The organism is Ruminococcus sp. XPD3002 (assembly GCA_900119535.1).
Taxonomy (GTDB): domain Bacteria; phylum Bacillota; class Clostridia; order Oscillospirales; family Ruminococcaceae; genus Ruminococcus; species Ruminococcus flavefaciens_H.
This window is the reverse complement of record FPJT01000005.1, coordinates 25,881-43,170: the sequence shown is the minus strand read 5'-3', so window position 1 is coordinate 43,170 and position 17,290 is coordinate 25,881. Positions and strand designations below refer to the sequence as shown.

The window sequence follows — 17,290 nt, the reverse complement described above, 5'->3', positions numbered from 1 at the left end:
GATAAATGCTTGTACAAGAATTATTCATGTATATATCTGCTGATATTTTTATAATATTCACGGATTATTACATGAATAGATTCTAAATTAATGCAGTAATTGACATGAGAAGTAATTCTAATCTGAACAACTGTGAGCAAATAAGTGATTGAAAAATACATATTCTCATGATATAATGAAGAAAAAGTTTTGCATAAGGGAACTGAATAATGGACAGAATAAAGAGATCAATTAAGAATATAAACGGAAGATTGTTTCTGGCGCTATTAGTCATGGGACTTTGCCCGACGCTGTACACAACGCTGCGAACCTTTTTCCTCGGACAGCTTCCCGGAGATTGGTCCTACTCAATAGCAGGACAGCTTTCGTGGGTAAACCTGCTATATGAGGTCATAAACGAGGCAATAGTCCTGCCGCTGTACTTTTTTATGGGGCAGGCTGTTTCGGATAAAAAGGAGTACTCCAACAGGATACGAAGCGGACTGCTTGTATCGCTTGAAATATATACGGTTTGCTCCGTTCTTGTGATGATATTTGTCAATCCGCTGCTGAGATTCATGGCGGTATCACCTGATATATTATCGGAGTCCGCAAGCTATATCAGGATAGAGTGTGTTGCAAATATCTTTGGCATACTGCATAGCTTCATATGCGTAGCTATTATTACCATAGGAAAGGATAGGCTGGTTTACGCAATAACCGCTGCTAAGTTGATTCTCAGCCTGCTCCTTGATACATTACTTGTCTCAACACTACCTGTATCGCTGAATTGCGGAGTCAATGGCATAGGAATATCCAATATCATATCCAACCTGATACTGTTCCTGATTTCGGCATTTCTCATATGCAGATGCGGTTATCCGTTGTTCGAGAAGGAAAAGCTGTCCTTTGCGTGGATGAAGGATTTCTTCAGAATAGGCGGTATCTCAGGACTTGAATCCTTTGTCAGGAATATCGCGTATATGCTTATGGTCTCACGTATGGTCAACATGGTCGGAGAACAAGGTACATACTGGGTAGCAAATAACTTTATCTGGGGCTGGATGCTGCTACCTGTAACTCAGCTTGGAGAACTCATAAAACAGGATACGGCTAAGGATAAGAATGCTGTAAAGAATAATACCCTCGGCTATTTTACGATAACGGCTGTGACATGCCTGATGTGGGAGATTACAATTCCGCTGTATAAGCCTTTTATGCAGCATATTCTCGGATACAGCGACGTAGATAAACTGTTCAGGCTTGTAATGGTATTGTTCGCTTTCTATGTTATGTACGCATTCCAGAACGTTTTCGATGCGACCTTCTACGGCAGAGGAAAGACAAACTATATGCTTTTTGAGTCTGTAGTGACAAACAGCGTTTATTATGGAGCTTTCTTCATACTTTACCTCTGCGGAGCATGGAAGCCTACGCTCATTGGCATTGCCCTGATGTTCGGCTGTGGAAATGCCTTTGATACAGTGGTATCTTATCTTGCGTATCGTCATTTTCTTAAAAAAGAGAAAATAAGAGTTTGATCTGAAATGAACAGTGCCGCCTTTTTGAGGCGGCACTTTGTTTATATAGTTTAATACTTCTTATGATCATCAATTAGCTTCGATTACAGGATGCATTACTTTATTTCTTGTTCGAGATCATCAAATAAGTCAGAATCAAAGAAGTACCTTAGGGAAATATCAAGTCCATCGCAGATTTTCTTTATGGATACTACGCCAGGATTCTGGCTTTTTTTATTGAGCATACTATATATGGTTGAAGGCGAAACACCTGAAATGTTTGCAAGTGCGTTTATTGCGATACCACGTTCTTCACACAGTTCTATTATTCTTTTAGCAACAGCTTCTTTAGCATTCATAACAAATCACTCCAAAATTTGCGATATATCGTATATCTAATATTACCAAACATTGAAATCAAATGTATGGGATATATCGCAAATTTGGTCGAGATATGTTATAATATACGATATATTCCAAAATATAATGAAAGAGTGATTTTTATGACTTGTACGATCATATCAACTGGTGAGGAATTGAAGCTTGTCTGTAAAAATGAAAATGAACCTCCATATCCCGAGATAAAAGCAAAGCTCCTCGAGAAAATATGCGAGCTTTACTGCAAGGGATATGACAGGTTCTGGATAAACTGTGAGTATGGAGTTCCGCTGTGGTGCGGAGAGATAATAACAGCATTGGCAATGTACAACGGTATTGAGCTGAACATCGCTATGCCATATGAGGAACAATCTACGGACTGGGTAGAAGAGCATCGTAATCGCTTTTTCAGACTTCACGCCGAATCGGATAATGTTGAGATCATTTCACATCATTACACTGATGACTGCTATGAGCTTGCAGACAAGCATATGATCGATGAATCAGATCTATTGCTTGTGGTTGGTACTGAACAAGAGTGTTATTCAGTTTCGTATGCGAAAAATCAAGGTATAGTGATTAACAAATTGCTCATTATTTTCTGAAACTGAAATTCGATCTTTCATAATGATGGTTAATCAGTAATAAAAACAAATTATCTTATTAATATTAATAATTCATTTACAATTATTTGAAGTTATCAGGAGTAATTTGTATTGACATTTGTCCATAATTGTGGTATAATATTTAAAGATAATTGTTTATATTCCATAAACAATGGTGGTGAAAATATGGCATTAACAAATGTTGTGATGTGGACTGACAAAGGCTGGAAAAGTGTAACCAGAGATGAAGCTATAAGGATATTTCCTGATGATAAAGTCTCGGCAAATAGCGGAATTTTTATGTGCAGACTCTGTAAAAAATATGTTACGCTCACTGCTCCAGGAATCTATGCCCGCTGTTTTAAGCACAGTCGTGGCGATATAGATAAAGAATGCGATGATCGCGCCTTATCTTCTCCTATACAAAATTTTGAATTGCATACTTTTATTCCGCCGATGAGAATAAAAATCTATAATAGTCAGTCATATACCCTGGAAATAGGATTCATTCTTCCACCTGATATCAAGAATAACAGAGGTAGTATCATTATTAAAAATGGCAATCTTTCAACTAGTGAATTCAAATATGATATTTCTCGATTGAGTTATGATACTCTGACATATTTACAATTAGGATCTGTTCCTGCCGAAAAATACACTATAGCTGTTTTGGAGAGTTCTCTTTCCTTGCCACCTATTGTTGATGGTATAAAAAAGATCGGTGCGTTATTTGATTATTATACAAGGAAGAAGTTACCTGATGATGCGGATGTTGTAGTAAACCATGACTATTATTTTCTTACAACAAAAAAGCTCTATGTGTCGTCAGGTATTATAGCTAATCAAATATGCATTATGAACGGTTGGTATATCTATAAGATTAGAGCAAAAGTGTTTAATAGATCCAATGCTGATTTCTTTTTTAATTACGGTTATTTGTTAACTGAGAAGCAGGCTTCATTGACTTTTTTATGGCCTGAATATATTCTCTCTCCATATGTTATTAAACATAAAGCAGACAAGATCAATTTATATATTCAAGGAGATTCTATAATACCGAAGATATACCCAACTGGAAATATCCTCTGCTGTAAATATTGTGACAATGATAATGGGGTGGCTGTTACTGTAGAATGCAATGCAAGGCAACAATTATTATCTGCTGGAAGAACAAAAGTGCTGCGCTATACATACTTGTGGAAAGATAATCTTGATACATGTATTGAACCTTCAATCGTCAGAATAACTGATATAAAAGGCATTGAAGTGATTGCTGGCGAGAATAACAGACTTCCTGAGAAGGGCATCTTGCAAATTACGCCTCAATTTGATGGCTATATTGAAATAGTAAAAGATGGCTGGATAATAGAAAAACGCAGAATAAATGCAAATGTTATTTCGGAAATAGACCGGATCCAATTCGGTATAACTATAAATATTTATCAAGGTCTTGAATGTGTTTGGGCGGTTTCATATGTGAGACAGAAGAAACTTGTTTCTGATAATGAAGAAGAATTATTGCAGCAGTTACAAAGCGCTGGTGGTAAAATGATTCCGATTTCACATTTATTTGGAGTTGTAGTGAAGAAATATAATGGATATCCTCTTGTACAAAAATGGATATATTCACAGATTAGAAACGGCTGTATTTCTGAAAGGGCATATAAGCTTATAAGGGGGAAATGATATGCTTTCAATTATTAAATTAAACAAAGATGAAATCGATTTTTTGATTAATACAATTGGAATTGAAAACATTCGGAAACAATTTCAGAAGAATCCTCGCGGCCTTCAAAGGATAACACCTCTTAGAGCAAAGTCATTATCAGCCGATCAGATAAGAACTCTTGTTCATAATAATCTTTCGGAAGATTTTATCTATGGATTTTTCCAGAGTAATACCGAAGATATTGTTCGTCAAATTGATGAAAGAGTTTCAAAAAAAGAAAAAGATATAACAGACAAGAATAAGGCGATTATTATAGTTTTAGCTGAAAGCCTTTTCAAAGATAATGTACCTATATATTATAAATTGAAAGAGAAAACGATTAATGATGATTATTTAAAGCTAGTTTCGTTAATTGTAAAATCACCTAAACTGGTAAAAGACCTTTCAAGTGAAAAAGATGATAACGATTTATCAGATCAGATTGAAAAACTCACAAAGCAGCTGGAAGAAAAAGAGACATTGATTGAATCGGGCAATGAGAGAATGAAACATCTTCAAAAGGAAACTGATCAAAAAGTTACTGATATAAGTAAACAGCTTGATGAAGCAAACACCGCTATTCTTTCTCTTCAATCAGAACTAAACACGTTAAAAGCCGCTGAACAAATACCGGAAGAAGATATAGATGATGGGTATACATATCATTCATTATGTGAAGTATTTACCGATTACAATGGAAAAGTATGGTTGAAACGCTTGGCTGATATTGAAAAGAACAGAATTATACCTTTTGAATGTGACGAGTTTAAGCCGAGATTATTTGGAAATCGTAATAAGCTTTATCACAAAAATGGACCTGTATCTTCAGGAACAATAGGTATTTGGGCTTGGAATGCTACGGAAAACTGGAATGATCCTTCGACAGATTATATTGTAACTTCTTTCAGTTACGATATATTAGCAATTCAAATTATCGAAATACAGGGAATACATAATACTGTCGATATCATTAATAGTATAAAGAATGGTATCAAGATAGCAGCATCTTCAACAAATTTTTTGTTCGCAATGAAAAATAGCGAGAATGGATACAAGGGAGTATTATGTTCAACGAAGAATAGCGTCATTGAAAATGGTATATTGAAGCTAAAGAATGAATGCTATTCTATCGATGAATACTCATTTAATGAAGATGATACCATTGAATTAGATGGAAAGATGTTTTATAAATATCTTAAACTCAAGGGAATTCCTAAAACCATAAAGCTTTATGATCCTATAAAAATAGTAACAGATATAGTGCTAAAACGTGCATCATGGAATGTAATAAAGCAGAAGGGCGTTTCTAAGAACACTTGGAAGATATGCAGAGATTATATTACGGAACTTCCTCAGGATGATTTATATAAGGAAATATGCGATGCATGCAAATGTTCAGAATCTGAAGCTAAACAGTATGTTACTTTACTTATCGAAAATGCAGAGACATACATAAATAATGATAATGTAGAAAATGACATCATTGCCAATATAATTCCTAAACATCCCGAATTAATCGAAAAGTGCAAAGAACTGATCTATCATGATTGGGAAGCTGAAAACGAAGAGAGAATAGCCGCTGCAAATGAAAAGTTATTGACGCTTGAAAAGGATATCTCTGATAAAAAGAATGAATATGATAGTGTAAAAAAGGAACATGATCAGCTCTCATCTGAGCTTAGAACTATTTCCGATGAAATTGCCGATAACAAAAAGCTTGCATCAGATGTTGAAGAACAGATAAAGAAAAAAATAGATGATGCTAGGAAAAATGCGGCTGAATTTATAAGTCAGATGGCATTTGTTGCGCCTATTAATTCTAAGGCTTCTATCCTTCCTAAATCATATTATTCTTCTGGCAGCCATCTCGGTTCAGAAGGTATTGAAGAATATGATGATATGAATTCTTTGCATGCTCTTATTTCAGAAGAATTGCAGAATGCTGGCGTATCAAGCAAATTCAGAGATAGTCTTGCAGCATATCTGTACTCAGCATATTTAACACATACTCCTGTACTGTTAGCCGGTCCATGCGGTAAAAGCATTGCCAATGCTTTCTCAGCAGCAATAAACGCTAGACTTGCTGGTGTTCTTAACTGTTCCAATAGCTACGAAAGAAATGCACTAACAGAGGTTATGGACAGTGATGATAAAGTAATCATCATTGAAAATCCATTTAGCAGCGAGTGGGTATACTCAATTATGGAGCTAATTAATATGCAAGATAAGTTCTTTATTCTTGTTACGCCATTTATAGAGGATTTATCAATTGAACCTAAAGGCTTGCTGAACTATGTACTTCCTATTTTTACGGAATTATTTGTTGATTCAGAGCCGACAAACGCATTTGTTGGTTCTATACCTTCCAAAGATTATATGCCTACTTTGGGCAAAAATGGAAGCAATAGAATTAACAGTCAACTACTATCAAAAATGAGAATATCATCATTGGCTGTAAAAAAGATGTGCTCAGTTATATCTCAGGCTGCTTCAATATACGAAATAAGTGAAGGAACTGATCTTGTCTATGTTCTACTTCCTTGTGCCTATATTACTGGAAAAGAAGAATTGCTTTTAGAGGCAATTCATAATCAGAAGAACGTACTATCAAAAGCTGCGCCTGAGTATATTAAACTTGTTGAAAATTATTTAGGAGAATATGATGAATAAGTACAACTGCCTTTTATCACGTATTGCAACTGATTTGAATATTCGAAAAGGTGATACAGAGACAGAGGAGAATTATAAATCAAGATTGATATATAGTGCAGTATCAAGGATAGGCTATTCTTCGCTATGGGATAAGCTTGAGGATAATGTTCCTGTAACAATAGAGCATTTCAAGCGACGGATTGAAATGACATTAACCAGCTACTTGAAAATGTATTCTGAAGTCGCAAGCTTATATCCTGAACATTTTGATGAAGTCAGTGATTATATCTATAATACATTTTTAGCTACTGGAAATGTCTATCATTCTCTAAAAAGGATTTCACCACCTGCAAATAGACAAGCTTTCATTAATGGAATAGAATTCCATCGCGGAACATCTTTATCGGAAAAAGTGTCAATCAGTGGTATTGGTACATTTGCGAGAAAAAATGCAGTAAATAATACGCTTACTGTCAGTAAAATGTTTGGCCTTATGCCACATCCGATTATTGATTATTGGAAACACTACTCTGAACAGGCGGTATTTAATGTTTTGGAAACAGATAATAGATTTGAGTTCTTAAACACAAAACCTTCCTTGAGGCATAGTTATTGGAGTGATAAGCCTGATATTAATACTGGAATATCGTTAATGAGAACTTCTACTCCTGGAACAAAAATCTATTACTTTTATAAGCATAACAATAATGAAGTTGAGGCGAGTCAGATTCCGTATTGGCTAACTGAGAACATGAATTACTTATATCTTTCAAATGGACTTTTAGCCTCAAAAAAAGAGTTGCCTGATATTAAATACCAAATTGACGGTGCTATTTCATATTTGCAAATGGGATATCTTCTTCCTCCAGCCGAGCAGAATATGATAATGCTATATAGCTGGCCAAAGACTTTCTTAAATGTTAAGAGTAGTTTTTCAAGAGTAATTGATACGGACGTATTACAAGCAATCATAGGATTATTAAAACAGACCGGATTTAGTTTTAAAGAGGGATAATAATTATGTCGAATGGTGCTAATTCAGTTCATAAACAGCTCAGATCAGAGCTTGAAAACTATATAAAATCTCAGTATTTCGGAAAATCTCCGATTCTATTGTCGGCAATAAGTTCGCATCTTGATGATGAATCTTTATTATATCAAAGACCTTATATAGAATCATCGCCAGCCTATAAAAGTTGTCCTGATGGAATAAAGAAGACTGATCTTCCGGATTGGCTTAAACAATTTATGGGACAATTATCTGCGGCAGGATTAGGAGTGTATTCAGCTCCTTTTGTTCATCAGATTGATGCACTTAAAGCAGCATTTGCCGGAAAAGACCTTTTTGTTTCAACAGGAACAGGTTCAGGTAAAACAGAGTGTTTTATGTGGCCTTTATTAGCAAAGCTGGCTGATGAAGCGAAAAGTCCTTCCGGAACATGGGGAACACGCGGTATTAGAACAGTTATCATGTACCCTATGAATGCGCTTGTTTCTGATCAGGTTAGTCGATTAAGAAGGCTTATTGGTGATAAAGATAATAAGTTTGTAAGCATATTTCGTGATATATGTGGAGCCGAAGTTCGTAGACCGCAATTTGGTATGTATACTGGTCGTACTCCATATCCTGGAACTGAACCTAAAGCTTCTGAAGACAAACAGCTTGTACAAACTTTATCTCGAATGGCATTCCCTAGAACTGATAACGATAAAGATTATCTTGAGAAGCTTAATAAAGAAGGAAAGATTCCTGCGAAAGCAGATATGGAAACATATCTAAATGGAATAAAAAAAGGATTGCATATTCCTGATCCTGAGGATGCGGAATTGATTACGCGCTTTGAAATGCAGGAAATCTGTCCAGATATTCTTATTACAAACTACTCAATGCTTGAGTATATGCTATTACGACCTCGCGAAAGAAAAATCTGGGATTCAACAAAAAACTGGCTCAATGAAGATAAGAACAATAAGCTCTTATTTGTAATTGATGAAGCACATATGTATCGTGGTTCTTCTGGTGGTGAAGTTGCGTTATTAATCAGAAGAATGTTTCATAAGCTTGGAATCGGCAGAGACAGAGTACAATTCATACTCACAACAGCAAGTATGCCCTATGGAACTGAGGATGAGAAAAAAGCTGTTATGACATTTGCCAGAGAGCTTACTGCTTCCGATAATAATGCTGAATTTGTTTTTTTACGTGGAGAACGCGAAAAATTAGATGGTATGCAGAAGTATGATATCCCTGTTCACAAGTTTAGTAAAGCATCAATTTCAGACATAGAAGAGAATGAAAATGCTCGCTTAGAGGCTTTGAATTATTTCTGGAATGGAGTTGAAGGAGTTCCGAAACAATTTACAACTGTCGAAGAAGCTTGCATTTGGATGTATGATAATATAATTCACTATCGTCCATTCTACGAATTGATTCGACTTTGCAGAGGAAATGCTGTCTCTTTGGGTGAACTTTCTAAAGGTATATTTCCAAGTTTAGATAAAGATGAAGCCCTTAATGCTGTAAGTGTACTTCTTGCTATAGCACCATTAGCAAGAAAAAACGATATGGTTTTGTTCCCTGCGCGTATGCATATGTTATTTCGTGGAATCAAAGGTGTATATGCCTGTGCAAACTCACTTTGTTGTCATTCTCATTCACATAAATCTCTAACATTAGGAGAGATTTTTTTGAATGACGGACATATGACTTGTCCTGAATGCGGAAGCGTTGTTTATGAGCTATATAATGATCGTAGATGCGGATCATTATTCTATAAGGGCTATATACTTGATGACGAAATAGGAGTATCTGGTTTTGCTTATTTATGGCATTATTCCGGTCAATTGCTGGATAAAAATCTTAAGGAGATACATTTGTATATCCCACCTGAAGATTTTACATATCAGAAACGTGGAAAATACCCTATGGAGATTTGCTATCTTGATATTAAGAGCGGATTTTTATACTTTAAAGATGATTCCAAGTCTGGCGATCCAAATATGCGCAAGCTGTTTTATTGTCATTATACAGCTCCAGGCAGACCACAAATAATTACTTTCCCTTCATGCCCTCATTGTCATCATTTATTATCTCAGATGCAGCTTACATCGTTCAGCACTCGCGGTAATCAATCATTCTATAATCTTATAAAAGCACAGTTTCTGGTTCAAGCTCCCGTAGCTGGAAAGGATAACGATCCGGATAGAATCCCTAACGAAGGTAGAAAAGTGCTTCTGTTCTCTGATAGCCGCCAGAGAGCTGCTAAACTTGCAAGGGATATGTCTGATATTTCTGATATTGAAGCTGCTCGTCAATTATTCTCATTGGCAATTGATAAAATGGAAGACACAGATTCAGAAGATATATCTTTGAATAGCCTTTATGACTATTTCTGCCTTGAAGCTGGAATGAATAATGTTCACATATTCAACGGCGATGATAGTGATAATTTTGCTGAACACTGTAAAACCGCAATAGAAAAATATAATAGGTGCTTAAAGAGACATCAAAAATACAATCCAAGATATGACTTAACGAATGCTCCTATACAAATGCAGAAATACCTGCTCAGGTTGTTCTGCGGTGGATATAACACCCTTATGGATTCAGGCATTAGTTGGATAGAACCCACACAAACTGCACTTTATGATTCTATAGACAGTTTGGAAGAAAACGGTATTAAAGTCTCAGAAGATGAATTTATCAATTTCTTTAATGCTTGGATAATGGATGTATGTGATTCTGCAACAGCTTTAGGGCACATTATTTCTGATGATATTAGGCTCGATGTCAGAAGAAAATTTGAGAAATATGGTCTTGATAAAGAATGGAGCTTTTCTGAAAACATCAAAAAAATAATGTGCTGGAAAGATAATGATCAGGATATGCTTTTATGGAGACGAATTATTACCGAGAATTATCTTGCAATATCAAGTACTGGCAGTGGTCGTTACTATATTGACCTTTCAAGAGTACGACCTCGATTTGATTTGAAACACGAATGGTTCAGATGTGAAATATGTTCAGAATTAACTCCTTATTTACTTAAAGGAGTATGTCCGTGTTGTGGTAGCAATACGATTCATGAAATGTCAGATGAGGAATTGAAAGCGTTAGATTTCTGGAGAAATCCAGTTTATGATGCTATGAACGGTGCGAAAATCAGGGTTATAGATACCGAAGAACACACTGCTCAGTTGTCTCACAAAGATCAAAGAGATGATTTATGGTCAAAAACAGAAAAATATGAATTACGTTTTCAAGATCTGATACAAGATAATGAAACACCAGTTGATATTCTATCAAGTACTACAACAATGGAAGTAGGTATTGATATCGGTTCACTTGTTGCGGTAGGATTAAGAAATATTCCTCCGATGAGAGAAAACTATCAGCAAAGAGCTGGACGTGCAGGACGTCGAGGAGCAAGTTTGTCAACAATAATCACTTTTTGCGAAGATGGACCTAATGATACAATCTACTTCAATGATCCTGTGCCGATGTTCCGTGGAGATCCAAGGAAACCTTGGATAGATATTAAAAGTGTAAAAATACTATTCAGGCATTTGAATATGGTCTTGATGCAGGAATTCACTTCAAGTATAGATGTTAGCTTAGATAGCTTGCCTGTTTGTGTTTTTATGGATAAATGCTTTGATATATGCTTGAATTATATTGATAACTATTGTGTCAATAACAAAAGCACTCTTATACCTGATGGCGCATATATAAATGAAACCGAGTTTAAGAGAAGTCTTAAAGAAGAACTTGCAAGCTTAAAAATAAAATTCGAATCACATCCTGAATTGTACGGTGCAGATGATTCTGTTGAACTTGTGAAAGAAAAGAGCCTTTTAGATGCATTATACGAGGAAGGTATAATACCTACATATTCTTTCCCTAAAAATGTAGTGAGTACTTATATAACTGGAAGCAATAACAAAATTGAATATCAAGTAGAACGAGGTCTTGATGTTGCAATAAGTGAGTATGCACCTGGAAGAGCGATAGTTGTAGATAAAAAAACGTATCAATTAGGAGGACTATTTGTTCCAGGAAGCAAAAATACATTGTCGCCAGCTAAAGCTTTTCTTGACGATCCTAACTACTTAAAAGGTGTACAATTATGTCAAAAATGTGGGTGGTTTGGACTTGAAGATGAAAAGGTGAAGGCTTGTCCGTTTTGTGATAATAAAGATATTACATTAACTACACAGATGCTCAAACCATGGGGATTTGCTCCTAAAAATGCTGAAAAGATACATGATGCTCAGCTTGATGAAGAATATTCATATACTCAACCTCCACTTTATTCAACTTTACCTGAATCTGATGATATTAAGGAAATTCCTGGATGTGAAAATATAAGAATAGCTTCCAGAACTAATCAAAGAATTATTATGTTAAACAGTGGACCAAGCGGTGCGGGATTTATGGTATGTGAAGACTGTGGTGCAGCCATGCCAGGTGACAGCAGAAAGGTGCTTGATGAACTAAAAAGGCCATATAAGTCATATCGTAATCTTCCCAAATGTAAACACCAAAATGCAAAACATGTTAACCTTGGATATGATTTCATTACCGATATGATGGTTCTTGAGATTGCATTGGATACAAGTAAAATTAATATCGATCCAGATAACCGAATATGGCTTAATCGAGCAGCTCAATCATTAGCAGAAGCCCTTAGATTAGCTGCAAGTCAAGAATTAGATATTGAATTTACTGAACTTGTATCAGGATATAGATTCCGTAATAATTCACAAGGAGCTTTCTTTGATGTATACCTTTATGATAGTCTTTCAAGCGGCGCCGGCTATTCGGCAAGTGTAGCTAACCAAATCGAATTATTACTTGCTAAAGCTGAGGACATTCTTACAAATTGCGATTGTGATAGTTCATGCCATAAATGCTTGAGACATTATAGAAATCATTTTGTTCATGGACAACTTGATCGATTTGCAGGCCTTGAATTGCTTCGTTGGGGAAAATATGGAGATCTTCCAAAGAATATCTCCCATTCATTGCAAGTTAAATATATAAGTCAGCTTTCAGGCATACTTGAGTCCTCAAATCAAAAAGTCATTATTACAGATCAGGGCATTTCTATCTCAAAGAGTCATTATTCAAAGAAGGTTATAGTATATCCTGCTATGAAAAAAGAGCCTATTGATGATGATACAATATACGTTAGTGATGCATACATTAAGTTTGCCAAACCATATGCATTACGTAAATTAACACTCAAATGATTATAAAATTAAATATAATTCTATTATGTGACCGCCAAATGGCGGTCATTTTTTTATACAGTTATAAAAAAGTTTTGAATGCACAAATTTGCAATATTACAGTTTGTTTATGCCAAACCATAAATATTATATACTTATAATACGAGGTGATGAACATGAGCCAGGAATCAGTTAACAAATTTGCAGAACGCTATAAGCGCATAGGCCTTAATATAGCTCTTCAGAGAAAAATGAAGGGGCTTACACAGATACAGCTTGCTGAGAAAATCGGTATCAGCCGCACACATATGAGCAACATCGAAGCTCCGAATATGCTTACACCTGTATCTCTTGAGGTCATATTCGAGATAATAAAAACGAGATCACAGGCAGAGACATTATTGTCAGCGACTTCGAGGTCGCACCGTATGATCCTGACGAGTACGAGTATGCGGGCGATCAGAAGTGTCACGGTCAGCTCATCGTGAACAAGCAGGAGAAAACTATAACTTTCAGGCATATATCAGGAACTTGTCCCATATTTCACGTTGTTCTGGCTGCTATGTCCATCAACAAGAACTGGTTCAGAATATTTGATGCTATCGAATGTGAAGCAAAGTATAAAGACTATATGCTTCTTATCAGAGACTGGCCTGCTGCGTATTACGTTGCGCATGTAGGAGAAAACGGACTGCCCGTAGTCGAGAAACAGATTAAAAACGTTCCGTATTTTTCTGAAGCTAAAGAGCTGACTCTCAACGAACTTGAGTTTTATCTTCTGGCTGAATTCAAGACTATGCTTCAATTTAATAATGGCGACAGAAAAAGGGCGCAGAATCTCTTTATGAAAGTATGGGAGTTCAGGTTTACAAGGGGATTATAATAATTATGAATTTGGTATCAAATGTCGTATTGGAATTGTTGTTTGTATATAAATATCTATAAACTAGTAAAAAGCTCTTCTGACGTTGTATCAGATGAGCTTTTTATTTGTTATGGATCTTGGTGGTATCGAAAAGTGTTAAAATACACAGCTATCAAATTGTTAATAATTGATTAAATTATTGCTTTTGTGGTTGATAATGTGTGCAATATGATGTATAATTATAATGAAAATAATGTGCTGATTAATGTCGGTTTGTGTATTAATATGTCAATAATATAAAATGCTGATTTACTATTAAATGCGAGGTGTGTTTTATGCGAAGAATTGGTATTGTTGTTAAATATTCGAATCAACTGGATGGAGTAATAATTGATTATAAGGATAATCTTAATATATCAGCTATCAAAAATAAACCAATATCTGAATGGTTTGAAAAAATAGATGGAAGAATCAAATGGAATGGCTTAATTCGTCAAATACGTGAATATATTCAGGAAAATCAGTTGCCTTTAATATTTGATTTTAAAGGGCCTGAAGAGAAGAAAAGAGAATTTGAAGAGCAGTTAAAGATACATGGTATAGAACCATGTACTGCTGATGGATTAACTCATGAAGAAATAACTGACATATGTATTAAACGAGCTGATGAAGAAAGAAGTAATAATAATCTCTCTTCTGTTTTTAAATATTATTATATTGCAGCAGATGAAGGTAATTCAGCCGAATATCAATATAAGGTTGCAGACATATATAGAAGAATTGCTAATGGTGAAAAAAATGAATATGAAATAGATGAAAAGGAACCCTTAAAAAAAGCGTTTGAGTTCTATCTTAGATCTGCAAAGCAAGAATACAAAGAAGCATATGTTTATTTAGGCGATTGCTATTATTATGGATATGGAACTGATAAAAACTATTCTGAGGCTTTTAAGTACTATTATCTTGCATACGAAAACAGTGATTTTCGAATCGAAAATGAACTTGCAGAATGCTATTATAATGGATTAGGTTGCAAAGTTGATAAAGATAAAGCATACGAGCTTTTCTTAAAAAACGATGACCCCTCGAGACTAATGGAGTGCTGCTTCTATGGCTATGGTCGAAATGTAAGTTATAATGAAGCTTTTGAATATTTTGAATATTTACCAATTTGTTTTATTCGTTTTAATGGTGATGATATTGTTAAAGATGGTGATCCTGATGTGGAAAATGAGCTTGGAATGATATTCGATCCCACATCAGGGAAAAAAGCTGAGTCCGTGAATAAAGATGGGAACAAAGCATTTAAGCTCTATAAGAGTGCAGCTGAACAAGGTCATTCTTTAGCGGAGAATAATTTAGGCTATTGCTATCTTAATGGTATTGGTACAGATAAAGACGAAGCGGCTGCGTATAAGTGGTTTTCAGAATCAGCCTATAAAGGAAATGAATTCGGACAATATCACTTTGGAAACTGTTTTGAAAATGGAATTTGCTGTAGTAAAAATCTTTTTACTGCGTCTATGTGGTATAATAAATCTGCTCAAAAGGGACTAGCTTCTGCTCAATATAAGTGTGGTTATTTTCTTGAAAATGCGTTAGTTGAATCTGCAAATTATTCTAAAGCATTTGAATGGTATAGAAAATCTGCTGAGCAAGGTTATCCTAAGGCCGAAGCAGCTCTTGGAAAATGTCTATATAAAGGCATAGGTATGAGAGTATGGTATTTTGAAGCATATAAGTGGCTAAAAAAAGCTTATGAAGATGGGTGCATTGATTCGATAAAAGAACTTGGAGAATGCTATTATTATGGCAAAGGCACTTCAACAGATTACGAAAAGGCATTTGATTTATTCAAAAAAGCCAATGATAATGTTATGCTTATGGAGTGTTATGCTAATGGAAATGGAACTGAAATAGATATTGATAAGGCTTACTTATGTTTTGCAGAAACAACAATTGGTGGAAACAATAGTACTCTTCTAAAATTAGCTAATGCGTTTGATTCGTCTAATGTAGAAAAGAATGTTAAAAAAGATGATCTCAAAGCAATAAAACTTTATCAAAGAGCCGCTGGGCAAGGTGATTCATCTGCTCAGAATGATTTGGGATGTTGCTTTTATAATGGGCGCGGAACAGAAAAAAATGAAAAAGAAGCATTTGATTGTTTTTTAAAATCAGCTTCTCAAGAGAATAAATATGCTCAATTTAACCTTGGAGTTTGTTACGAGAATGGAATAGGCTGTTTAAAAGATGTCAATAATGCAATTATTTGGTATAAAAAATCTGCTATACAAGGATATGCGAAAGCTCAATATAAATGCGGTCGTTTTCTTGAATCAGCTTTGGCTGGAAATAAAGACAGTGTTAAAGCATATGAATGGTATAAAAAATCTGCTGAACAAGGTTATCCACAAGCTGAAGCAGCTCTTGGGAAATGTTATTATTACTCTATTGGTATGGCGGTACATGATTATTTTAAAGCGTATGAATGGCTAAAAAAAGCTTATGAAGATGGTTGTAAAGATGCAATACAAGAACTTGGAGAATGCTATTATTATGGAAGAGGAACAGCTGTTAATTCAAAAAGAGGCTTCGATTTATTCTTAAAATGTAAAAGTTATATAAATCTTATGCAGTGCTATTATGATGGAAAGGGAGTAGATAAAAACTATGAAAAAGCTTACGTCTGTTTTTCAAAAACATCTTCTGGTGGCGATGTAAAGGTACTGAATGATATCGGTTGTTATTATTATGAGAAGAAAGAAATAAAAAAAGCAATCAAATTATTTGAAAGAGCTGGTGAAAAAGGGGATAATGTTGCACAACGTAATTGCGGATTTCTGTATGAGACAAAATTATCTATTTTTGATTATAATAAAGCATTTAAATGGTATAAACTATCTGCTGAGAATGGGTATAAAGAAGCGCAGTATGATTTAGGAAGATGTTATGAATACGGATACGGAATTTCTAAGGATAAAACCGCTGCGTTTGAATGGTATCATAAAGCAGCTGACAATGGTCACATAAAATCACAATTGGTATTAGGTGATTGCTACGCTAAGGGCAAATTGAATATAATAAAAAATGAAAAACAGGCTTTTTTTTGGTTTTTTAAGGCAGCTAACAACGGTAACCTAAAAGCACAAATACAAATAGGAAATTGTTATGCTAATGGTAAATTAGGCGTTGAAAAAAATGAAGAGCAAGCTTTTAAATGGTATCGTAAAGCTGCAGATCAAGGCGATAAAAAATCAATAAAATATTGTACAGTAGATGGAACAACCTTTAAAACATATGAAGATTGGAAAAAAGCTAAAGACCAAAAAAGATAAAAAAGGGGTGTATT

At 35.0% G+C, this 17,290-nt stretch carries 10 protein-coding genes; 9 read left to right on the top strand and 1 reads right to left on the bottom strand.

The features are described from left to right. Positions 1–209: 209 nt before the first annotated feature. Positions 210–1,520 (top strand): MATE family Na+-driven efflux transporter, encoded by a 1,311-nt coding sequence (locus BT127_RS05805; RefSeq protein ID WP_139275435.1) that lies wholly within the window; start codon positions 210–212, stop codon positions 1,518–1,520. 95 nt (positions 1,521–1,615) lie between these two features. Here BT127_RS05805 and BT127_RS05800 read toward each other — a convergent pair whose 3' ends face one another. Continuing rightward, positions 1,616–1,858, bottom strand: coding sequence for a helix-turn-helix domain-containing protein (locus tag BT127_RS05800; RefSeq protein WP_075424086.1), 243 nt, complete (start codon positions 1,856–1,858; stop codon positions 1,616–1,618). A 144-nt stretch (positions 1,859–2,002) separates the two neighbouring features. Here BT127_RS05800 and BT127_RS05795 point away from each other — a divergent pair, with 144 nt between their 5' ends. The 8 genes from BT127_RS05795 to BT127_RS05760 all read left to right on the top strand — a co-directional run bounded on the left by BT127_RS05795 (position 2,003) and on the right by BT127_RS05760 (position 17,276). Then, on the top strand, positions 2,003–2,482 hold the full coding sequence (locus tag BT127_RS05795; RefSeq protein WP_075424085.1) for an SLOG family protein: 480 nt from the start codon (positions 2,003–2,005) through the stop codon (positions 2,480–2,482). A gap of 186 nt (positions 2,483–2,668) precedes the next feature. Further along, positions 2,669–4,168: a hypothetical protein gene (locus BT127_RS05790; protein ID WP_139275433.1), complete on the top strand. Its 1,500-nt coding sequence runs from the start codon at positions 2,669–2,671 to the stop codon at positions 4,166–4,168. 1 nt (position 4,169) lies between these two features. Beyond that, positions 4,170–6,860: a hypothetical protein gene (locus BT127_RS05785; RefSeq protein ID WP_075424083.1), complete on the top strand. Its 2,691-nt coding sequence runs from the start codon at positions 4,170–4,172 to the stop codon at positions 6,858–6,860. Further along, positions 6,853–7,857 (top strand): hypothetical protein, encoded by a 1,005-nt coding sequence (locus tag BT127_RS05780; RefSeq protein WP_075424082.1) that lies wholly within the window; start codon positions 6,853–6,855, stop codon positions 7,855–7,857. Before BT127_RS05785 ends, BT127_RS05780 begins: the two co-directional genes overlap by 8 nt. Positions 7,858–7,862: 5 nt before the next feature. Then, a complete protein-coding gene (locus tag BT127_RS05775) occupies positions 7,863–13,094 on the top strand; it encodes a DEAD/DEAH box helicase family protein (protein WP_075424081.1) in 5,232 nt (1,743 codons plus the stop codon). Between the two features lie 155 nt (positions 13,095–13,249). After that, complete coding sequence (locus BT127_RS16450; protein WP_075424080.1) at positions 13,250–13,561, top strand: helix-turn-helix domain-containing protein; 312 nt, start codon at positions 13,250–13,252, stop codon at positions 13,559–13,561. After that, complete coding sequence (locus BT127_RS16445; RefSeq protein ID WP_075424079.1) at positions 13,558–13,956, top strand: hypothetical protein; 399 nt, start codon at positions 13,558–13,560, stop codon at positions 13,954–13,956. Before BT127_RS16450 ends, BT127_RS16445 begins: the two co-directional genes overlap by 4 nt. A gap of 317 nt (positions 13,957–14,273) precedes the next feature. Then, on the top strand, positions 14,274–17,276 hold the full coding sequence (locus BT127_RS05760) for a tetratricopeptide repeat protein (RefSeq protein ID WP_075424078.1): 3,003 nt from the start codon (positions 14,274–14,276) through the stop codon (positions 17,274–17,276). Positions 17,277–17,290: the final 14 nt, after the last annotated feature.

Coding starts and splice junctions, on each gene's coding strand:
- BT127_RS05805 (WP_139275435.1), top strand. CDS start 210: ATGGACAGAATAAAGAGATCAATTAAGAATATAAACGGAAGATTGTTT.
- BT127_RS05775 (WP_075424081.1), top strand. CDS start 7,863: ATGTCGAATGGTGCTAATTCAGTTCATAAACAGCTCAGATCAGAGCTT.
- BT127_RS05790 (WP_139275433.1), top strand. CDS start 2,669: ATGGCATTAACAAATGTTGTGATGTGGACTGACAAAGGCTGGAAAAGT.
- BT127_RS05795 (WP_075424085.1), top strand. CDS start 2,003: ATGACTTGTACGATCATATCAACTGGTGAGGAATTGAAGCTTGTCTGT.
- BT127_RS05780 (WP_075424082.1), top strand. CDS start 6,853: ATGAATAAGTACAACTGCCTTTTATCACGTATTGCAACTGATTTGAAT.
- BT127_RS16450 (WP_075424080.1), top strand. CDS start 13,250: ATGAGCCAGGAATCAGTTAACAAATTTGCAGAACGCTATAAGCGCATA.
- BT127_RS05785 (WP_075424083.1), top strand. CDS start 4,170: ATGCTTTCAATTATTAAATTAAACAAAGATGAAATCGATTTTTTGATT.
- BT127_RS05760 (WP_075424078.1), top strand. CDS start 14,274: ATGCGAAGAATTGGTATTGTTGTTAAATATTCGAATCAACTGGATGGA.
- BT127_RS05800 (WP_075424086.1), bottom strand. CDS start 1,858: ATGAATGCTAAAGAAGCTGTTGCTAAAAGAATAATAGAACTGTGTGAA.